This is a genomic window from Sphaerochaeta associata (genome assembly GCF_022869165.1).
Taxonomy (GTDB): Bacteria; Spirochaetota; Spirochaetia; order Sphaerochaetales; family Sphaerochaetaceae; genus Sphaerochaeta; species Sphaerochaeta associata.
Map to the genome: position 1 here is coordinate 681,249 of NZ_CP094929.1, position 18,911 is coordinate 700,159.

19 protein-coding genes are annotated in these 18,911 nt (G+C 51.3%); 8 read left to right on the top strand and 11 right to left on the bottom strand.

All coding sequences use genetic code 11. The features are described from left to right. Window positions 1–9 precede the first annotated feature (9 nt). Window positions 10–852 (bottom strand): MurR/RpiR family transcriptional regulator, encoded by an 843-nt coding sequence (locus MUG09_RS03095; RefSeq protein WP_244773452.1) that lies wholly within the window; start codon window positions 850–852, stop codon window positions 10–12. A gap of 141 nt (window positions 853–993) precedes the next feature. Here MUG09_RS03095 and MUG09_RS03100 point away from each other — a divergent pair, with 141 nt between their 5' ends. The 3 genes from MUG09_RS03100 (at window position 994) to MUG09_RS03110 (ending at window position 4,043) form a co-directional block, all read left to right on the top strand. After that, window positions 994–2,268 carry an ABC transporter substrate-binding protein gene (locus tag MUG09_RS03100; RefSeq protein ID WP_244773454.1) on the top strand — a complete coding sequence of 425 codons (1,275 nt, stop codon included), beginning with the start codon at window positions 994–996 and terminating at the stop codon, window positions 2,266–2,268. Between the two features lie 67 nt (window positions 2,269–2,335). Then, entirely contained in the window at window positions 2,336–3,214 is an 879-nt protein-coding gene (locus MUG09_RS03105) for a carbohydrate ABC transporter permease (protein ID WP_244773456.1), read from the top strand. Window positions 3,215–3,227: 13 nt separating this feature from the next. Next, the gene (locus MUG09_RS03110; protein WP_244773458.1) at window positions 3,228–4,043 is read left to right on the top strand and encodes a carbohydrate ABC transporter permease; all 816 of its coding nucleotides are present in this window, start codon (window positions 3,228–3,230) and stop codon (window positions 4,041–4,043) included. A 10-nt stretch (window positions 4,044–4,053) separates the two neighbouring features. On the opposite strand, the gene MUG09_RS03115 is transcribed toward MUG09_RS03110, so the two are convergent. Further along, a complete protein-coding gene (locus MUG09_RS03115; RefSeq protein WP_244773460.1) occupies window positions 4,054–4,938 on the bottom strand; it encodes a damage-control phosphatase ARMT1 family protein in 885 nt (294 codons plus the stop codon). 114 nt (window positions 4,939–5,052) lie between these two features. Between MUG09_RS03115 and MUG09_RS03120 the strand changes: the two genes are divergently transcribed. Together MUG09_RS03120 and MUG09_RS03125 are read left to right on the top strand one after the other, a co-directional pair. Then, window positions 5,053–5,871, top strand: coding sequence for a sugar phosphate isomerase/epimerase family protein (locus MUG09_RS03120; protein ID WP_244773462.1), 819 nt, complete (start codon window positions 5,053–5,055; stop codon window positions 5,869–5,871). A gap of 122 nt (window positions 5,872–5,993) precedes the next feature. Further along, a complete protein-coding gene (locus tag MUG09_RS03125; RefSeq protein ID WP_244773464.1) occupies window positions 5,994–7,163 on the top strand; it encodes an iron-containing alcohol dehydrogenase in 1,170 nt (389 codons plus the stop codon). Window positions 7,164–7,172: 9 nt separating this feature from the next. Here the strand turns inward: MUG09_RS03125 and chrA are convergent, their stop codons facing one another. Then, window positions 7,173–8,345, bottom strand: a complete 1,173-nt coding sequence (chrA, locus tag MUG09_RS03130) for a chromate efflux transporter (protein WP_244773466.1) — start codon at window positions 8,343–8,345, stop codon at window positions 7,173–7,175. 104 nt (window positions 8,346–8,449) lie between these two features. Between chrA and MUG09_RS03135 the strand changes: the two genes are divergently transcribed. Then, the gene (locus MUG09_RS03135; protein ID WP_244773469.1) at window positions 8,450–8,821 is read left to right on the top strand and encodes a pyridoxamine 5'-phosphate oxidase family protein; all 372 of its coding nucleotides are present in this window, start codon (window positions 8,450–8,452) and stop codon (window positions 8,819–8,821) included. Here MUG09_RS03135 and MUG09_RS03140 read toward each other — a convergent pair. Continuing rightward, on the bottom strand, window positions 8,818–10,242 hold the full coding sequence (locus MUG09_RS03140; RefSeq protein WP_244773471.1) for a nitronate monooxygenase: 1,425 nt from the start codon (window positions 10,240–10,242) through the stop codon (window positions 8,818–8,820). The two genes, MUG09_RS03135 and MUG09_RS03140, sit on opposite strands and share 4 nt — an antisense overlap. A 152-nt stretch (window positions 10,243–10,394) precedes the next feature. On the opposite strand from MUG09_RS03140, the gene MUG09_RS03145 reads away from it, so the two are divergent. Then, window positions 10,395–10,751 carry a hypothetical protein gene (locus MUG09_RS03145; RefSeq protein WP_244773473.1) on the top strand — a complete coding sequence of 119 codons (357 nt, stop codon included), beginning with the start codon at window positions 10,395–10,397 and terminating at the stop codon, window positions 10,749–10,751. Here the strand turns inward: MUG09_RS03145 and MUG09_RS03150 are convergent. The 5 genes from MUG09_RS03150 to MUG09_RS03165 form a co-directional block, all read right to left on the bottom strand. Continuing rightward, window positions 10,737–11,993 (bottom strand): amidohydrolase family protein, encoded by a 1,257-nt coding sequence (locus MUG09_RS03150; RefSeq protein ID WP_244773478.1) that lies wholly within the window; start codon window positions 11,991–11,993, stop codon window positions 10,737–10,739. The genes MUG09_RS03145 and MUG09_RS03150 overlap by 15 nt on opposite strands. Window positions 11,994–12,103: 110 nt before the next feature. Then, window positions 12,104–12,958, bottom strand: a complete 855-nt coding sequence (locus MUG09_RS03155; RefSeq protein WP_244773480.1) for an AraC family transcriptional regulator — start codon at window positions 12,956–12,958, stop codon at window positions 12,104–12,106. A 171-nt stretch (window positions 12,959–13,129) separates the two neighbouring features. Further along, window positions 13,130–13,738, bottom strand: coding sequence for a nucleotidyl transferase AbiEii/AbiGii toxin family protein (locus MUG09_RS03160; protein WP_244773482.1), 609 nt, complete (start codon window positions 13,736–13,738; stop codon window positions 13,130–13,132). Beyond that, the gene (locus tag MUG09_RS16565) at window positions 13,648–14,199 is read right to left on the bottom strand and encodes a nucleotidyl transferase AbiEii/AbiGii toxin family protein (protein ID WP_346770557.1); all 552 of its coding nucleotides are present in this window, start codon (window positions 14,197–14,199) and stop codon (window positions 13,648–13,650) included. The genes MUG09_RS03160 and MUG09_RS16565 overlap by 91 nt, the downstream gene beginning before the upstream one ends. Further along, complete coding sequence (locus MUG09_RS03165) at window positions 14,171–14,812, bottom strand: DUF6088 family protein (protein ID WP_244773484.1); 642 nt, start codon at window positions 14,810–14,812, stop codon at window positions 14,171–14,173. Before MUG09_RS03165 ends, MUG09_RS16565 begins: the two co-directional genes overlap by 29 nt. 493 nt (window positions 14,813–15,305) lie before the next feature. On the opposite strand from MUG09_RS03165, the gene MUG09_RS03170 reads away from it, so the two are divergent. Further along, window positions 15,306–15,638, top strand: a complete 333-nt coding sequence (locus tag MUG09_RS03170) for a DUF898 family protein (RefSeq protein WP_244773486.1) — start codon at window positions 15,306–15,308, stop codon at window positions 15,636–15,638. 47 nt (window positions 15,639–15,685) lie between these two features. Here the strand turns inward: MUG09_RS03170 and MUG09_RS03175 are convergent, their stop codons facing one another. Next, on the bottom strand, window positions 15,686–16,300 hold the full coding sequence (locus MUG09_RS03175; protein ID WP_244773488.1) for a class I SAM-dependent methyltransferase: 615 nt from the start codon (window positions 16,298–16,300) through the stop codon (window positions 15,686–15,688). After that, a complete protein-coding gene (gene xdh / locus MUG09_RS03180) occupies window positions 16,300–18,864 on the bottom strand; it encodes a selenium-dependent xanthine dehydrogenase (protein WP_244773490.1) in 2,565 nt (854 codons plus the stop codon). Before xdh ends, MUG09_RS03175 begins: the two co-directional genes overlap by 1 nt. Between the last annotated feature and the right edge of the window lie 47 nt (window positions 18,865–18,911).

Consider the following 18,911-nt stretch of genomic DNA (forward strand, 5'->3'; position numbering starts at 1 on the left):
AATTCTCCTCTAGATGCGTCGTTTTGCGATGACACTTCTCATTTTATTTAAATTCTCGACCCCGGTCTCTCCAATGTGCTCAAGCACCTCCACATAAAGGACGTCGATGAGCACAAGACTGGTGATTCTTGTAGAAAAGGACTCGGCCACCACCGATGAGGTGGGGTTGCTGACACTGAGCACCAGATTCCCCAGCTTTGCCAGCGGAGAACGAATGTTGCTGGTCAGGATAATCAAAAAGCAGCCGTTATTGCGAAGCTCCTCGGCAAGGGCCAGGGTGTCGTGGCCTGCTCCCGTGTGTGAGATGAGCAGGGCCGCATCGCCTTCACCTGCCTGGCTTGCAAGCATCAGCTGCATATGGTAGTCGGAGGCGTACTGGCAGTTCAGCCCGGTTCTGATGAGCTTGTGATAGGCATCCTGTGCCAGGATGTTCGATCCACCGAGGCCCATTAGAAAGAGGGTGTGGGAGAGTGCAAACCGCTTGGCCGCCTCCTTGAGGACGTTGCGGTCAAGCTTGGCGTAGGTCTCTTCGAGGTTTTTTCTTGCATTGGCAAAGACCATGTCGGCGGGATCCTCTCCTTCCGATACTTCCGTCTCGAAGAGTTGTTCGCTTGATGGGATGGTCTCACGTGCCAGGGCGATGCGAAAGCGTTGGTATCCGGTATACCCGAGTTTTCTGGCAAAGCGCACCATCGTCGATTCGCTGATGCCGATACGCTCGGCCAGCTCCTCGATGCTTGGGTTCACCGACTCCTTGGGATGCTCGAGGATGAAGTCGGCAATCTTCTTCTCCTTGGCGCTGAGTGTTGCATACTTGGTGCGAATGGTGTAGATGGCACTGACTTCCTGCATCGGCTTCCCCTTGTATCACAGTATAGTATGAAAAAAATATTCAGGCAATCAGAAATAAATATTCATTTATCGCTTCACTTCTGGAAAAAACGGGGTATACTAAGAGAAAGGTTGTACAAATCAAAAGGAGTGTAGTGTAGTATGAAAACAAGAAACGTACTGGTTGTATTGGCACTGGTATTCTGCTTGGCTTTCCCCCTGTTTGCACAGGGTGCTGTTGAGGCAGCCCCAAAGCAGGAAATCCGCGTTCTCTTGGCGAACCATCCGTATGGTGAGCTCTTGAAGACCAAGATTCCTGAATTCGAAGCAAAGACCGGCATCAAGGTCAACTATGAGAGTCTGCAGGAGAGCCAGCTGACCAACAAGCTCACCACCGAGTTTGCCACCAAGAGCTCGACGGTCGATGTATTCATGACTCGTCCGTTGCAGGAAGGTCTGATGTTCATCAAGAACGGTTGGTATGAAGGTTTGGACAGTTACAACTTTGCAGATTATCCGACCAACTCGGTTGATATCGGTAGAAAGGACGGCAAAGCCTACATCGTACCGCTGGTAACCGAATGGCAGGTGCTCTACTATCGCAAGGACCTGTTCAAGAAAGCCGGTCTCTCCGTTCCCACCAACTTCACCGAACTCGAAGCCGCCGCCAAAGCCCTGAACAAGGATGGCGTTGCTGGTTTTGCATCCCGCGGAAAGGGAGCGGCTGCAGTCACCCAGCTTTCCAGCTATGTGTATAACTTTGGCGGCAGGTACCTGGACGGCGGAAAGGCTGTATTCGACAGCCCCGAAGCTCTTGAGGCCATCCGCTACTACGGCAGACTTTTGGGTAATTATGGACCTCAGGGTGTGACCAGCATGTCTTGGGAAAATGTCATGCCTGTCTTCCAGGCCGGCAAGGTAGCCATGTGGACTGATGCTTCAGTCTTCTACGGCCAGATCGTCGATCCCGCCAAGACGCAGATTCCTGCCGCCGACATCGGTGTTGCACAGCTTCCCAGAGGCCCGAAGGGCGACAGTCCGTTCATCGTAGTCTCCTGGGGTATGGCTATGTCCTCTGCTTCCAAGAACAAGGATGCTGCCAAGCAGTTCCTCGATTGGGCGACCAGCAAGGAACTTGCCATCGAAGGTATGCTTTCCAATATCACCATGGCCCGCGACAGTGCTTGGGCTGATGCTGAAGTCCGCAAGATCATGAACCCCGGTTTGGTTGAGACCCAGGCACACGCAGCAAAGAACGGCTATCCGTACGACCGTCCGTTCATGAGCTCCGTCGGCCAGGCCCGCGACCTTATCGGTGAAGTGATCATCGAGTCCATCAATACGAAGGGTACCAGTGCCAAGCTCGCTTCGCTTGCACAAGAGAAAGTGAAGGCGGTTGACGAGCTGCTTAAGACCGACGGTGAGTACGGTCTCTAGACCTGGATGAGATGTATTTGGCCGACCGAGTAGATCGGTCGGCCACTTGTGCTACAAGGAGCTTTCTATGGTTCGACAAGGATTCTTCGAGAAAAACCTACGGTATATTTTCCCGCTTCCAGCAGTCCTGTTTGTAGTTGTCCTGATGGTATTTCCTGTGGCATATACCTTCTTTCTCAGCTTTACGGATTGGACGCTCACCAGCGGCAGGCCGCTGTCGGTAGTCGGCCTGAAAAGTTATCTGCAGGTTCTGAAGGAGCCTCGGTTCCTGGAAGCCTTGGGTAGAACCTTCTATTTCACCTTCGGCTCGGTAATCGTTGAGATGTTGCTGGGCACTGCCCTGGCTTTGATCCTCAATCGCTCGTTCAAGGGCAAGGGCGTGGTCAAGACGCTGCTTCTGCTTCCCTTGGTCGCCACGCCGGTTGCAATCGGCATTGTGTGGAACCTGTTTTATGACCCGACCATTGGTATCCTCAACTATGTTTTGAGCGTACTCAAACTTCCCCAAAGCGGCTGGGTCAGTGATGCAAAGTCGGTAATGCCGTCGCTGATTATTGTTGATATCTGGCAATGGACCCCGATGATCACCATCATCGTGCTTGCCGGTCTTGCGGGTCTTTCCTCCGAGCCGTATGAATCGGCCATGGTGGATGGGGCCAGTGCCCGTCAGGTGTTATTTCACATCACCCTCCCCATGTTGATGCCCACCATCCTTACAGCCGTTATCCTCAGGGCCATCGATGCCCTCAAGACCTACGACATCATTTACTCGATGACCGGGGGAGGGCCCGGCTATGCTTCGGAGAACCTCAATGTGCTTGCCTTCAAGTACAGTTTTGAATATTTCAGGATGGGACAGAGTGCAGTAATGCTTGTCTTCCTCTTCATCATCGTCCTGCTCTTCAGCCTCTTGGTCATGCGGCTGCGTCGAGCCTTTGAGTTGTAGGGGAGGAGAGAGTATGAAAGAGAAGCGCATAACAACCATTTTGTACGGCATCGTTCTGGCTTTGATCATCATCCCGATACTTTTCCCCTTCATTTGGATGCTGATGAGCTCGTTCAAGACACAAGTGGATATCATCAGCTGGCCTCCGAAGTTCATCTTCAAGCCGGTGATGCAGAACTATAACCGGGTGTTCGTTGAGCAGAACTTTCTGCAGTACATGCAGAACTCCCTGATCGTCTCCACTGTCAGTGTTTTCTTCTCCCTCCTGCTCGGCCTTCCGGCCGCATATTCCATCGCCCGCTACAAGCAGAAGAAGCTTTCGATCTTCATTCTGGTCGCCCGCCTGATGCCGGGTATCTCATTTTTGATGCCTTGGTATATCGTATTCTCGAGACTTAGGTTGATGGACAGCTACATTGCCTTGATTCTCAGCCACATGCTCATCGCCTTGCCGCTCGTTGTCTGGGTCATGTCCCCGTACTTCGACTCGGTACCCAGGGAATTGGAGGAAGCCGCCATGGTTGACGGTCTTACCCAGCAGTCGGCATTTCTAAAAATCCTGCTTCCACTCTCCGGCCCGGGTGTTGTTACTGCTACTACGCTTAGCTTCATCTTCAGTTGGAACAACTTTATGTTCAGCCAGGTCCTGAGTCAGCAGAAGACGCGCACCCTTCCCATCGCCGTCTACAACTTTCTCTCCTACGTCGAGGTTGACTGGGGGGCTGTGATGGCAGCGGCAGTGACCATCATGGCACCGGCAATCATTCTTACGATGTTCTTCCAGAAGTACGTGGTCAAGGGCCTTACCATGGGAGCGGTCAAGGGGTGATGACTGAAACTTATGTATAGTTGTGCTTGAGTACCAAATCGCGCATGGCCCCGCCGACATGCTGCATGATCACTTCGCATTTGATGATGAAGAGGAAGAAGATCGGCCCTTGCTCATCAGAGAGTGCTTCAAAGTTGCCTTGTCCCTTGCTGATGACCATATCCGCTTCCTGATACAATTGTAGAAAAGCCGGATCGGCTTGGGAGAGCACCAAGCCCGGGGTCTTGCTTCCACTGGAAATGATTGTTGCAACAGAGTCGAGTCCGCATTCAATGGCATCTTCGGGCAGTACGTCATTGAGTATGGGTAACCCTCTGGTGACCAAGTACAGTTCAGTTTCGGGGAACATGGATGCAATGGTTTCCAGCAGGACCCGGTCGAAGACGATTTCTCCGGCATTGTCGGCGATATACATCACCCGCTTTGCTTTCTTAAGCGCTTCATGAAAAGCGGTGAATTCGAATAGGGGGGAGTCTGCAACCGTGCTCATGCCTTGGTTTTGCATGATTTTTGAGATTTCCGCCTGTACGTCGATACCGCTGGGAAATGCTCCGTAATCGATGATGTTTCCTGCACAGGCCAGTTGCACTGCGGTTTTCAAGGGAGTCTGTGATTCCTTAATCATGGCCCGCAGGTCATCGATTACTGCAAGCGCTTCATTGTTGCTCAACATTTTTACATCAAGATAAGGGTCTTCCTTACCGGAATGCTCTGCAAACAGGCGTTGCATATGATATGCCATTTCAGGTGGGCTCATTTCCAAGGGGAAGTGTTTGAGCTCATCGCCTATCTCATCCATGATGTGCTTTATCGATGCCGGAGGTAAGCCCAGCATTCTTCCCGCTTCCAGGACTTGCTTGAAAAAACATGGGAGACAATCAAGTGAGGTATTCATGCGCCTGAATATAGCATAGGTGTTCATTGTTGTAGTAGTCGTTATCTCCATGGTAGCCAAAGGCTGGCGTCCGTCACCACCCTCTGGTATACTATACAAAAGGGTGGTAGCGGTATGAGAATAGTCGGCATACACTACACCAGATGGGCTTCTCCGGCCGAAGCGGATATCGCTTCCTTGGTCCAGAAGGCCAAGCATCTGCTATACGATCAACTCGAAGTGGATGGGATCATCATGCAACAGATGAGCCCGTGGGGGCGTAAGCGCCTCGGCTTTGAGGCGAGAAACCACCAGATAGATATATCCTACAGTATTGTCCCTCCACCCGAGTACGACTTGTCCTCTCTTGACGAGGATGTGCGCAGGCATGCCCTCTCCCAATTTCAGGATCTTATCCGAACCATCGGGGAGATGGGCGGCGGAAGCCTCAACGGTCCGCTGTACACAAGCTTTCCCGGGAACCGAGAAATGCAGCACGATAGGCAGAAACTACTCGAACAGAGCGTAAAGAGTCTGAGATCGCTTACCCCGCTTGCCCAGGATGAGGATGTGGTATTGAACATCAGGCCGGTCAACCGGTATGAACATTTCCTCATTCCTACAGCCGGTGATGCTCTCTCGTATGTGCATGCAGTCAATCACCCGAACTGCGGCATCGATCTCGATACCTTTGAGATGAACCTTGAAGAGGACGACATGAAGGCCGCAATCCTAGAGGCCGGCATCTACCTGCACTGCCTGCATGTGCGGGAGAACAACCAGAAGATGGTGGGTCTTGGAGCTCTCGATTGGTCTGCTGTCCGCAGTGCTCTGGATGCAATCTATTACAAGGGGCCTTTGGTACACATGCCCGCTTCAGGCCAGAGAGATCGGGAAGACCCTGCAGAGAGCCGAAGAATCCGCAATCTGCTGTGTAGCGACACTCCTCTTTAACCGTAGGGAGGCTTGCCAAGCAGCGGTATGACAGCCAAGTAATTAATCACTGAGAGCAGGGTTTTTCCGCTCTTGCCTGTATCTTCGCTTCTGAGTACTTTGAAAGGAGATAGGAGGCAGCAATGCACAGTACATTTTATCTTCCAACCAGAATCATATTCGGCTCACATTCGCTTCAAAAGCTTTCAGAGCAGAAGCTTCCCGGAAAACGAGCCTTGATCGTTATTTCCAGCGGGAAATCCACCCGTTCGTTTGGATACCTTGAACAAGTTGAGAAACAACTCGATGCAGCAAAGGTCTCGTATGAGATTTATGACAAGATTCTTCCCAATCCCATCCTTACCCATGTTACAGAAGGGGCCCAGCTTGCAAGAGAGAAGGGTTGTGACTTTGTCATCGGCCTCGGCGGAGGCTCGGTCATCGACTCGGCAAAAGCCATAGCCCTTATGGCAACCAATGAAGGCAATCTCTGGGACTATATCCATGGCGGCAGCGGCAAAGGAAGGCCGATGACCAAAAAGCCTCTTCCCATTGTTGCCATCACCACCACTGCCGGCACAGGCACCGAAGCCGATCCCTGGCTTGTCATCACCAAGGAGGAGACCAACGAGAAAATCGGATACGGTAATGACGATACCTTCCCTGTCCTCAGCATCGTCGATCCCACCCTGATGGTCACCGTTCCCCCGCATCTCACCGCCTACCAAGGCTTCGATGCCCTGTTCCACAGCACCGAAGGGTATCTGAACAAAATTGCCAATACCTTCAGCGACCAGTACAGCCTTGAAGCGATCAGGCTCATCGGTAAGAGCCTGCCTGAGGCGGTGAAGAATGGCAAGAATCTGAAGGCACGCGAGGATATGGCCATGGCCAACACCCTGGCCGGCATGGTGGAAACATTCAGCGGGTGTATCAGCGAGCATTCGCTTGAGCATGCTATGAGTGCGTTTCACCCCGAGCTTCCCCACGGGGCGGGCTTGATTATGATCAGCAAAGCCTACTACACCCACATCGCTGATCACCACATCGCCGACGAGCGGATGATTGCCATGGCGAAGGCCTTGGGAAAAAGTGATGCCACCCAAGCGATGGACTTCGTGCATGCCCTTGTCGACCTGCAAAAGGCCTGCGCTGTGGATGAGCTGAAGATGAGCGACTATGGGATCAAGAAAACAGAGCTTGCTGCAATGGTGAAAAACGCCCGGGAGAACATGGGAGGCCTCTTTGGTGTCGATCCCATGACGCTGACCGATGAGGATTGCCTGAGTATCTACCAGAAGTCATTCAAATAACCAAACGTATCAAAACACAATACCCGCAACCAGGACGGCTAGTACGACCAAGGGGGCGGGTATTTTCTTTGTTGCAAGCACCACGATGGTAAGGCCCACCACCGTCAGGTGCTCTCCTGTGATCCCGCTCTTTTGCAGCAGCAGGATTGCCGCAGCCGTAATAAGACCGCCGGCAACCGCATTGATACCCTTCAGCGATACCTTCACCGCCTGTATCCGCTTGAGTTCCTCCCAGACAGGGTAGATGAAGAAAATGAGCAGCGTACCAGGCAGGAAAATTCCCACTCCTGAAAGAAGGGATGCGAGGACCTGGATGAAAGCACCTTCACCTCTTGCAGCCATGCCTCCGGCATAGGCGCTGAAGCTGAACATGGGACCTGGAAGTCCCTGTACCAGGCCGTATCCAGTTAAAAACTCCTCGTTCGTCATATATCCTCTGGTTTCCACCAACTCTGCGATCATGACAGGCACCACCACCTGTCCGCCTCCGAAAACCAGATAGCCATAGCGGTAGAAAGCCTCAAAGAGGGTGACCAGAAGATTGTGGGTGATTAGGGAAAGCAGCAGGGTGCCCAGAGCGAAGAGGACGAAAAGTACCAGATACCTGTACGGTGCCCGTATGGTGATTCTGTTGAACAGGTTCTTTTCGTTGCTCGAGAGAATGGAGACTGCTCCTCCGATCAGTAAAACAGTGGGGAAAACCCAGGGGGACCGAATGAAATAGGTGGTCAGCGCTCCAAAGAGAAAGAGCGCAATGGTCAGCCCATCGGTAAGTACTTTCTTGCCGATTCTGAACGCAGCGAGGAAAATGAACCCGACTGCCATGGGGCCGATAAAGCGCAGGATATCCTCCGAGATTTGATGGTCCTTGAGAAACTGATAGAGGAAGGAGAGGGTGGTCATCACCAGAACCGGGGGAAGGGCCCAGACGAGCAGGGTGAGGAAGGCCAGTAGGGGGCCTCCCATCCGGTAGCCGACTGCGGTAATGGTCTGGGTGCTGGTAGGTCCGGGCAGAATGCTGGTCAAGGCAAGCAGTTCAACCAGCTCTTCTTCGCTCAGATAGTGTTTCTTGCTCACCAAGTGGTCGAGAAACACACCAAAATGAGCCTCCGGCCCTCCATAGGCACCAAGTGAACAGATAAGGACATCCTTGAGGAAGTGTCTGTACGGTACATTGTGCATGGCAACTCCTATGCAATGATGCTATAGAATTGCGTAATCTTGCTCAAGAAGGCTGGGGTTCACCCTCTCAGAGGTGTACACTTGTCTGGATTGGAGGAGAGATCATGCTGCCAAAAGAAATTCTCGATGGTTGGAAAGAACGGGAGAAAGCCGTTGTACTCACCACGGTGTCGTTGGATGGAATGCCCAACAGCATATGGGCAACCTGTGCTGATATGTATAACGGAGAAGCGGTGGTTGTGGCGGACAACTATTTTGCCAAGACCAAGCAGAACATAGCAGCTGGTACGCCTGCAAGCGTTCTGTTTCTGACCAAGGACAGAACGTCGTACCAACTCAAGGGTAAAGTCAGCTACCACACCGAGGGCCCGTATTTCGCCTTCATGAAGGCGTTCAATCCAGCTCAGCATCCCGGGCATGGAGCCTTGGTCATCCATGTCCAGGAAGCCTACAACGGGGCGAAAAAACTGCTTTAGGAGATGAGAAGCGAGGTGGTGGCAAGCGTCTCGGTCATCCTGAGCTTCAGGTTCTCCACCTGCTGAGCTGCACGATTATATTGGGCTCTTATCGCTTTCACCATCTCGGATTTAAGCGGGAAGGCAAGCAAGGCCTCTTCGTACCGTCTTGCAAGATCTTTCACCTGGTTCTCCGCCTTTGCATACTCCGCTTTCAATGTGGACAGCTTGGCAAGCACCCGTTCGAGATTTACCCGTACGGCGTTTTGGTAGCCTCGTTCAAGTTCTGCAACCAAAGATTGTACCGGAACAATCTTCTTGACCCGGTACCCATTGGTGCCTACGAATACAAACCCGCTCTGCAAAAGGCCTCTGCGGGCATTGTTGAGGGCAATGGAGATGCAATAGTTTGCTTCTTGGGCTTTGCAGGAGGAGAGGCACTTCCATGCACACTTGAACGACGGGCGCTTGCCCTGCTCGCTGTCGGTGATGAACGTATTGCGAATTGCCCTTCCCGGCATTCCCACCGGGCTCTTGATCAGGCCTATCTGCTCCTTGGTGCAATTGACGTATGCCTCTTTGAATCGTCTGTCTGCGTCGCATTCATCGGTTGCAACAAAGCGTGTGGCCATTTGGACAGCCGATGCACCGAGGCTGAGAACCTTGTACACATCCCTGCCGCTGTAGACTCCACCGCCTGCAATCAGGGGAATCTTGCAGCCCTTGCTCTCCTCGAAGGGTTTCAGTGCCTCGACAATCCGGGGAACAATTGCTTCCAATTGGTAGGCGGGATCTTCAAGCTGCTCTTCGCTGAAGCCCAAGTGCCCCCCGGCTTTGGGACCCTCGAAAACCACAGCGTCGGGCATGTCATTGTAGAGTTTGTTCCACATGCGGAAGATCATATCGACTGCACGTGCCGAGCTGACGATCGGGGCTACTTTCACATTGGCCTTTCGCAGTGCCTCGACGGGCATGTTCTTGATTGGAAGTCCTGCTCCCATGAAGACAATATCCACCTTTTCTTCAATCGCTACGTCCAGCAACTGGTGGAAATCATTGACTGCGACCATGATGTTGACTCCGATGGCTCCCGAGCTCAGCTCACGAGCTTTGCGGATCTCGCGCCTGAAGGCCCTGAGGTTTGCTGCCTGGCCATCCTCATAGTAGTCGGGTTCCAACAATCCGATGCCGTTTGCGGCAATAACACCGATGCCTCCGTTGTTGGCAACGGCACTGGCAAGTGAGGAGAGAGAGATTCCGACGCCCATACCGCCTTGTACGATGGGAGTGGGAGCGACCAGATCGCCGATTTTCAATGCAGGCCAAGTGGTTCTGGAGCCGAGGATCCGTTGAATGGTTCGCTCGATGGGAAGGTAGGCTTTGCAAGCTTGTACTTCTTCTTTGATGCGGTTCACTATGGTTGAGAGAGATGTTGATTTCATTGCTGTTCCTTGGGGACGCGCAAGTCCTTGGGTTTAATCTAACATAAATACAAAAAATGTCAAAGTGTATAGTATAACTATCTGCATGCTCACTGAAGCTCTTCACATACACCTAAGCTCTGAGTTAGTATCGAAGTACCGGGGGAGAAGAAATGGAACCTGTTGCCGACACAGAACGCAGGCATTCGATTGCCTCGCTCGATTCAAGCATCCGAAAATTGGAGAAAACGCTCACCAGTGTAGAGCGAAAAGGTTCTTCGACCACCGTGGTTTCAAAGAGGCTGAAGGCCCTCAGGATTGGCCTTTCCGCTCTTCATGCAGTGTGGGAAAACCAAGCCTACCCGTATTCAGAGCAGGAGACCGTCGATGCCAAGGAAATCCTGACAAGTCTGTTTCCTTCCCTCCAAGCCATGGCTGACAAGTTCAAGCCAGGCAGCAGCCAAGCAACGTTGCTTGCGCGAAGGGTGCGCTCTCTTGAGCTTGCACGAGAAGCCCTAGATGAGCTGTGAACCGTATACTCGCTGAAGAATCTCAGTATAGGCTTTCTCTAAGGCCGCCTCATCGACCGTGGTACATGTTCCATCCTTGATCACAAAATTTCCGTCAACCATCACCGAATCGATGAGGTCGGCCCTGGTATGCATCAGGGTGTTGTAGGCGATATTGGAAAATCCTTGGGTCTGCAGAAGGGGTGAAAGCTCCAGTGCATTGCGTACAAACACCAAGTCTGCACGCTTGCCCACCTCGATCCGGCCGTTGTAGAGGGCAGGGCAGGGAGAGGTTGTGGCAAGTTTCCAGACTGTCTTTGCATCATAGTGTTCGGCCCTGTTGCTCTGTTTGAGCTCAGCATACGTAGTTCTCATGACTTCCCAGATATCATGGCTTAGAAAGTCAGTCCCAAGTCCTATGCGGGCTCCTTTATCCAGCAGATCGCTGAGGGCCATCTCATGGGCGCCTGAGATTCGGTTGGAAATCGGGCAATGGACGAGCAGGGCCTTGCTTGAGGCAAGGAGGACACGGTCTTTGTCTGTGGTTTCAATGCAGTGAAAGAGAATGGTCTGTTCATTGAGCAGGTTGTGCAAGGCAAGTAATTCGACGGTAGAGAGGCCGAACTTTCGGAGAGTCTCCTTTCGTCTGAACTCGGTCTCGAGGCAGTGGGTCATCAAAGGCCAACCGGTCCTCTGTACCCGTTCGATCGCCTTTACAAGGCTGTCCTGTTCAAGGTCCTCTTCCTCGGGAAGGTGGGTGCCGCGCATAAGGCCTGTTGTTGCTGTTTCTTGGGTTGGTACTTCGTCATACCAATCAACCAAGGCCTTGATGCCGATTCTGTTGGCGCACTCCTCCAAGGCTTGGCTGCTCTCATCGGCTTGCCCGGTTTCTACAATGCAGGCAACCCCGGCTTTGAGGTACTGCAGGTAGGCATAGAGGACAAGGATGTGAAAGTCGGAGGTGGAAACTGCTTGGTCGGTATAGTCGAAGAGTTGTTGCTGCAGCCTGCCTTGGGTGGTGTCGTCACACCATGCGTGAAGTGGTTTGTCACTGAACAGCCCTCGAAAGAGGGTGTCGGGAGTGTGGGTATGACAGTCGGCGAGGGCAGGGTAGATGAGATGGGAGGAGCAATCGATGACTTGCTCGCCTGCAAGTGGCTTGAGGTTTTTCTCAATGGCGACAATAAGTGAGCCTTCGATTCTGATGTCTGCCTGATGGAGTGCGAAATCTTCACCAAGGTAACGGGTATTGGATAATAACATAGTGGTAGCATAGCATGTCTTACTTTCAAAGTGATGTTGGAAATGTTGAAGGAACTGAAATAATACGGCCTGCACACAGCAACCATGTGTGTACAGGCCTATATGAAGTGCTATTCCTTACTTTTCTTAATCGGCATCCAAACCTCAAAACTCTGGTTGGCTGGATCGGCATCAAGGTATACTTCCATATCGACACCATTGGCAAACTCATAGCCGCTGGAGGGAAGCCAGTCGGTGACGATGCGTCTCTCCACCTCTTGAATGGTTTGTGGCATGGGGCCGCGTCCAGGGAAGATCGCCCACAGGGCTGCATCGACAACCTGGCTCTCCAGGCCCTCCGGTGTCCCCTCTTCCATGGCGATACCGATGGTGTAGACCCAGTAATCCTTCTCATCGCCGTTGGTACACAGTCCGAGAAGTCCCTGACCGGGTTTCATATAGGAACAGATCCTGGCAATCGTTCCGTCCTGTGCTTTCTTGTTCCAGAATACAGGCACTTCTCTCATATTCTGTTCCATGTCCTTTTCCAGCTTGAGTGTAACACCCACTACGCGGAAAGCCTCTTTCCTTTCAATTCGATACTCCATCTCTTGTTCTCCTTTGATGGTCAGGCTGAAGCTGATCTTGGGGAACGCTTTCAGGGACATCCCTTCCTTCTTCGCCTGCGACGGTGTCAAGCCGTGAAGAGCCTGAAACGCACGGGTAAAAGAGGTAGGAGAGTCGTATCCGTAGAGAAGCGCTACATCCAAGACCTTTTGCCCCTGTTGCAGGGCAAGGGCTGCCTTGGTGAGCCTTCTGCGGCGGATGTACTCGCCCAGCGGAATTCCTGCTACATAGGTGAACATCCTCTGGAAGTGATAGGTTGAGCAGTTTGCCAACTGTCCTGCCTTCTCGTAGGAGATACTTCCTTCCAGGTTGTCTTCAATGTAGAGCAGTGCCTCATTCAAGCGTTCGATCCATTGCATTTCGTCTGACCTCACAAGGGAGTATGGAGTAGTAACCAAAAAGGTTCCTCTCAATTGATGCACAATGTTGAGAGGTTTGCAAGAATACCGTGGAGTTATTCAGCCTGTTGAATGGCTCCACGAGTATAAAAACTTAGTGCCTGGACTCTTGGATTCTTGCAGCCCATGCGATTACGTACACGATAGCGTATGGATTTCCATCTCAAGTATGCTCAATCCTTCCATGATGCAGTCAAAACTTGGGATTTCCTTGAAAAGCATATCTCTCATAGATTCATAATCTGCGCGTAATGAAGGAATTCTATAGTTGGGAGGTATCAGCTTCAGTGTTTTGGGGATGGCAGTCTCATAACTTGCCCAAGCTCTGGGATAGAATCTCATCTTAAAATTCACCACCTTTGCAAGCAGGGCAAGGTTGGAAAATGATGTATCTTTGACCGGTGTTGTCGACATTCGATAGAGATCATAATAGTGTCGTGAATAACGACTTGGTAGATTGAGATTAGTAGGTCGGTGAGCTTCATGGTGAAGGATTGTAGCTTTCTCCCAGAACGTTCTCTCTGGGGCTACCGTTACTATGGATGTAGCCTTCCGTTCAAATACTGCAGGATACATTGTGGATGCATATGATTCAATTTCGGTAATGGTTATAGGATTCCATGCCGCCAAGGCTCCGATCTCCAGACGTATCACTTGAGAGATAGCAGTCTGTACACATACATGCGGGTATATAGTGGAGATGTCATCACGGATGCCGGCGACAATGAAGTCTGTACACATACATGCGGGTATATAAAACGTACTGTTTGTTTCTCAATTTCATCTATGCAAATGTCAGCCTCCCGCCCTAGTTCCCGACTTATTTCTAATTGCATAGTTGGGCAGAGAACATCAGCAAGAAACATCTCTGTGCGAATAGTCGCTTCTTTATTGAAGATTGCTTGTTTCGTATTTGAACGGTTGGCCCAAGGTTCATATGTTCGATATCCTAACATACGCCAATCCAAGACCAAATCGATATCTTCGGAGAATCGATTGATGAGGTGAAAAGATTTCGAAAGACTTGTACCGCCCTTAAATGCGAGGGCATTCTTCCATGATGATCGATGGAAGAGATACTCCAACATATAACAAACCCAAAAATCCTTCTCTACAATTGAATCATGCAATTGCATCCGATCTGCAGTATTTCTAAAAAGATCAGCCCTATCATCATTCGAGAGTCTCGCTACTTTTCTCATCACTCACCCTATCTGTCATGCACATGGACTGGATCGTCCTATATATCCAGTCTGTTGATTCTTTTGCTTCAACCAACAGAGCATCCTTCTCTGATTCTGTGAGTTTTGCTTCAAGAGTGTGCAATAGGTCTTGAGTGATGTATTCTTTTCCAAGTGTCTTTAATGCTTGGATCACAAGGACAGTCATACTCGAAAGGCCTGTGATTTCCTTGTTGGTCCTATGTTTGAATTGAATTGTCGTGTTACCGAAGGAGTACTCCCTGTAGGGGCCGTCGCTGCAGTAAGTCCATATGGCCGGAACCTGCGAAGAAAGGCCCAATGCATTAAGAGCAGAATTCCCACAGGGGGCAATGCTCCAATGGTAGTTGCGCGCGATTGTCCGGGCAACCGCATCGGGATGTATTGCAATATACTCTCCTAAGAACGTGTTGAACCTTGGTTTTTCGAATACCCCTTGCAATAATCTTCGTAGAACGCCTGCATGAGTAAGCCGATTCAAGTTTCTTCGTACAGTTTCCGCATCGGCGATATCAGTAAAATCTGCACCGATGAAAAGGGTTCCTTCCTCTGCGTTCCGAATGCGTTCCTGGATTTTCTTCGAATAATTCTTCATGGCTTGTCTCTTCTTTTACGACTGTCCCGTAAACTATATATTAATCGGGACAATTAACCAATAGCCAACCTATGCTGAATATCCTTGGTCTTGCCTTATTTCTTGCTTACATGGCCAGATTTTAAGCCGTCATCTGGTTGAAGCTATCGACACCCACAATTCTCATAGGAAAGAATTCCTTCCAAGTCGTTCTCAATGTAAATCAGTACCTCGTCCATACGTTCAATGCATTACATTTCGTCAAACCTCGGTAGCGAGAATGGAGTAGGAACTGAGACGATTTTCCTCAATTGATGCACAATGTTGAGAGGTTTGCAATATTGGAACTACACGATGATTCTGGAAATTGATAGGTTCAATCTGTAGCAGTAGGTGTGATCAATATGTCCAAGATTTGAACTCCTTGACTCCATACAAAGAAATTGAAAAAAAACTCACATAGTTGTACTGATAGTGAGATACTCTGTTTATCGAGCCAATGAAGGAGGTTCATATGGCATATGGAAATTTCCAATTTAAGGGAAAAGGTGGAGGGTATTTCTGGCTGATGATCTGGACGAGTGTACTTACTATCATCACAGTTGGCATAGCATATCCTTGGATGATGTGCGCAATTGAGAGATGGAAAGCTTCACACACGTACATTGATGACAAACAACTTGTGTTTAAAGGATCCGGGGCTGGTCTCTTTGGTACATGGCTGCTCATTATTTTGCTTACAGTCATTACGCTTGGTATCTACGCTCCATGGGGAGCCTGCCGCTTGCTACGATGGAAAACCAATAATTTGTTTTTTGCTTCTGCTGGAGATGTTGAGAATTTCTAGCTGTTTGTGAAATGTACAAGGCTCTCTTAAAAGTCGGAGTTGCGCATTCATGCATTAGGCGTACAAATATACCAATTTGCTCGCTTGCCTACCTGCACCACTTCCACCTTCGAAAAGCAGTGTTGGAGTTCTGTTCCACAATCCTGCAACTCCTTCTGTGCGTGCTTGATGAAATGAAAGTAGTCTCCACCTTCCAGATACTCTACCAGGGAGGTGAGCGGAGAACGGCTGTCGTTGTAATCGTGGATGATTACGTACTGCTTGGCCACCCGGCCCATCTGCCGATAGAGGTTTGTTCTCATCTCCTGTTTCATCCCATGGGCGACATAGCTTGCAATGACCACGTCGAACTGTTTGTCGGTGAAGGGCAGTGCCTGGGTGGCGTCGGCCTGAATGAATGTGGTTGCATTGTCATAATTCTTCCGTTTTGCGATGGCAAGCATCTTGGAAGCGGGGTCTATGCCGGTGACAGCCAGGCCTCGATCAGATAGAGCACTGCAAAGGGCACCGGTTCCACAGCCTACATCAAGGATTGTTTCATAGGTGAGAAAGCGTTGCATAGAGGCAAGCGTTTTTGCATACCTTCGCTTCTGGTAGGAGAAGAACAAGGCGTAGATGGGAGCAATGGAGTTGAAGAGGCCGGTGGAGTCCTTACGCTTCATTACTGTTTCTTCTTTCGGTACGGTGTCTCCTCCAGCGGCAATGAGGTTCGGAATTTGCCGTCATAGCGGTAGTAGGCATTTTGACATGCAGGAGCGGTGGGGATGGTGGTCAGTTCTCCCACTCCCTTTACGCCGTATGCGATGGAGTGCTTCCCGGGGCCTTCAACCAGTTTCACCTCAAGCGGGGGAACATCGGTTGCACGAAGGAGCCCGAGGGTTCCATACTTTACGTCCAGCTGCCCATCCTTGATCGGAAAGTCCTCGGTAAGGCCGAATCCCAAGCCCATGACCACACCGCCTTCCACCTGCCCGGTGAGAGCCTGGTGGTTCACCACCTGCCCTACATCGCAGGCAGCAACTACTTTTTCCATCCTTCCTTGTTCGTCAAGTATGACGACCTGGGCTGAAAAGCTGTAGGCAACGTGGCTGACCGGATGCTCTTTCTTGGAGTTGATGGGGTCTGTGATGGATGTGTACTCCCCACTGAATTCCTGACCTTCCAGGTCGGAGAGTGCGTTTGTTTGCAACGCATCCTTGAGCTTGAGGGCGGCTCGCCTGACCGCTTCACCGGTGAATACCGACTGGCGGCTGGCGGTACTGGTCCCTGAGTCCGGTGTTCGACGGGTGTCGGGGTCCTCCACGATAATCTGGTCGGCTCCAAGTGAACAGGTCTGACCAAGCATCTGGGTACAGACGGTGGCTACACCCTGACCCATGCACGCGGCACTGGTACGGATATGTACTTTTCCCTGTTCGACCGAGAGAATGCAGCGTCCGGTATCGGGGAATCCTACGCCAAGGCCGCTGTTCTTGAAGCCGCAGGCGATGCCGGCACGAGGGGAGGAGTAGTATGCTTCTTTTACGGCTTCCAAGCACTCGATGATGCCGGTGTCTTCTCCAGCTATCTGACCGTTGGGCATGGTATCGCCGGGCTTAAGGGCATTGAGACGACGAATTTCGTAGTAGTCCATACCCAGTTCATCAGCCAGCAGATTGAGATTCGCCTCAACCGCAAAGCAACTCTGCGTGACACCGAAGCCACGGAACGCTCCGGCTGGAACCAAGTTAGTATAGATGGCCCTGCCGTAGACCTCGAAATTCTGGAAGTTGTACGGGCCCGAGGCATGTGTGCATGCCCGCTGGAGCACCGGGCCTCCAAGTGAAGCATAGGCCCCGGTATTGGCATCTATGATCGCCCGCATTGCAGTAATACGACCCTGCTCGTCGCAGGCTGTGGTCAGTTTCATCTCCATCGGATGGCGCTTCGGATGTACAGTCAGACTCTCCTGGCGGCTGAGTTTCACCTTCACCGGCTGCTTGAGAATCCAGGCAGCAAGGGCGGCATGGTGCTGTACGCTCATGTCTTCCTTGCCGCCGAACCCTCCACCAACGAGCATGCTGTGGCAATGCACCTTTTCTGGAGGTAGCTGCAACATATGGGAAATTTCATGCTGTTCGTCATAGATCGATTGTCCTGAGGTATGGACCAATACCCCGTCCTTCCCTTCAGGGAGGGCGACGGCACATTCGGGTTCCATGAAGGCGTGCTCCGTATAGGGGGTGGTGTAGGTTCTGGTGATTACATGCTTTGCCTTCTTGATGGCAGCATCGACATCCCCGCGCTTGATGTGTTCGGCGCTGAGGACATTACCTCCTTCATGAAGGTGCGGAGCATCATCCTTCAAGGCTTCCTGCATGGTCAGAACAGGCGGCAGTACCTCATAGGAAACTGTTACAAGGGAAGCTAATTTCTCGAGGGTTTCCGGGTCCTTGCCCACGACCAGACAGATGGCATCGCCGGTGTAGCGGGTAATTTCCCCGACGGGAATGAAAACAGGCCAATCCTGCTTGATGTGGCCGATGATATTATGAGGAACATCCTTGCTTGTAAGAATGCAGACGAAATCAGGATGTTTCTCAGCCTCGCTGCTGTCGATAGAGAGCACGCGCGCCCTGGGATGGGCCGAGCGAACAGCCTTTGCATACAAGAGGCCTCTTATGCGAAAATCGTCGGCATACAGACCTTTGCCAAGAGCTTTGATCTTTGCATCGACGCGCTGATAGCGCATGTCGAGCCTGGGCTCCTCCTGGTGCTCGGGGACGCTGAGATTCTCCCTGAAGTAGGTGGCGGCCATCAGTATGGCTTCCTCGATTTTCTTGTAGCCGGTACAGCGGCAGATATTGCCTTTGATCGCCTTTTTTACGTCGTCCAGACTAGGATCGGGATTCTTGTCCAAGAGACTCTTTGCACTGATGATCATGCCCGGTGTGCAGTATCCGCACTGTACAGCCCCAGCTTCGGCAAAACAATGGGCGTAGACCGCTTGCTCTCGCTCGCTCAAACCCTCGATGGTGGTTACTGCCTTACCTTCAAGCCGGGAGAGAGGAATCGCACATGCCTTCATCTTCACCCCATCGACAAGTACAGTACACGTGCCGCAGGCACCTTCACTGCACCCATCCTTGGTACCGGTAAGATTAAGATTCTCACGGAGGAATCGAAGGAGCTTCTTGTCTTCTCCCTCGAATTGAACGGGCTTTCCATTTACGCTGAATGCATACATAGCGTGCTCTCCATTGTCTGGCAAGGGTGGGAACAGGTGCTAGCCGC

Excerpts from the sequence above, each read along its gene's own strand:
- MUG09_RS03095 (WP_244773452.1), bottom strand. The coding sequence starts at position 852 with ATGCAGGAAGTCAGTGCCATCTACACCATTCGCACCAAGTATGCAACA.
- MUG09_RS03100 (WP_244773454.1), top strand. The coding sequence starts at position 994 with ATGAAAACAAGAAACGTACTGGTTGTATTGGCACTGGTATTCTGCTTG.
- MUG09_RS03105 (WP_244773456.1), top strand. The coding sequence starts at position 2,336 with ATGGTTCGACAAGGATTCTTCGAGAAAAACCTACGGTATATTTTCCCG.
- MUG09_RS03110 (WP_244773458.1), top strand. The coding sequence starts at position 3,228 with ATGAAAGAGAAGCGCATAACAACCATTTTGTACGGCATCGTTCTGGCT.
- MUG09_RS03115 (WP_244773460.1), bottom strand. The coding sequence starts at position 4,938 with ATGAATACCTCACTTGATTGTCTCCCATGTTTTTTCAAGCAAGTCCTG.
- MUG09_RS03120 (WP_244773462.1), top strand. The coding sequence starts at position 5,053 with ATGAGAATAGTCGGCATACACTACACCAGATGGGCTTCTCCGGCCGAA.
- MUG09_RS03125 (WP_244773464.1), top strand. The coding sequence starts at position 5,994 with ATGCACAGTACATTTTATCTTCCAACCAGAATCATATTCGGCTCACAT.
- chrA (WP_244773466.1), bottom strand. The coding sequence starts at position 8,345 with ATGCACAATGTACCGTACAGACACTTCCTCAAGGATGTCCTTATCTGT.
- MUG09_RS03135 (WP_244773469.1), top strand. The coding sequence starts at position 8,450 with ATGCTGCCAAAAGAAATTCTCGATGGTTGGAAAGAACGGGAGAAAGCC.
- MUG09_RS03140 (WP_244773471.1), bottom strand. The coding sequence starts at position 10,242 with ATGAAATCAACATCTCTCTCAACCATAGTGAACCGCATCAAAGAAGAA.
- MUG09_RS03145 (WP_244773473.1), top strand. The coding sequence starts at position 10,395 with ATGGAACCTGTTGCCGACACAGAACGCAGGCATTCGATTGCCTCGCTC.
- MUG09_RS03150 (WP_244773478.1), bottom strand. The coding sequence starts at position 11,993 with ATGTTATTATCCAATACCCGTTACCTTGGTGAAGATTTCGCACTCCAT.
- MUG09_RS03155 (WP_244773480.1), bottom strand. The coding sequence starts at position 12,958 with ATGCAATGGATCGAACGCTTGAATGAGGCACTGCTCTACATTGAAGAC.
- MUG09_RS03160 (WP_244773482.1), bottom strand. The coding sequence starts at position 13,738 with ATGTGTACAGACTTCATTGTCGCCGGCATCCGTGATGACATCTCCACT.
- MUG09_RS16565 (WP_346770557.1), bottom strand. The coding sequence starts at position 14,199 with ATGAGAAAAGTAGCGAGACTCTCGAATGATGATAGGGCTGATCTTTTT.
- MUG09_RS03165 (WP_244773484.1), bottom strand. The coding sequence starts at position 14,812 with ATGAAGAATTATTCGAAGAAAATCCAGGAACGCATTCGGAACGCAGAG.
- MUG09_RS03170 (WP_244773486.1), top strand. The coding sequence starts at position 15,306 with ATGGCATATGGAAATTTCCAATTTAAGGGAAAAGGTGGAGGGTATTTC.
- MUG09_RS03175 (WP_244773488.1), bottom strand. The coding sequence starts at position 16,300 with ATGAAGCGTAAGGACTCCACCGGCCTCTTCAACTCCATTGCTCCCATC.
- xdh (WP_244773490.1), bottom strand. The coding sequence starts at position 18,864 with ATGTATGCATTCAGCGTAAATGGAAAGCCCGTTCAATTCGAGGGAGAA.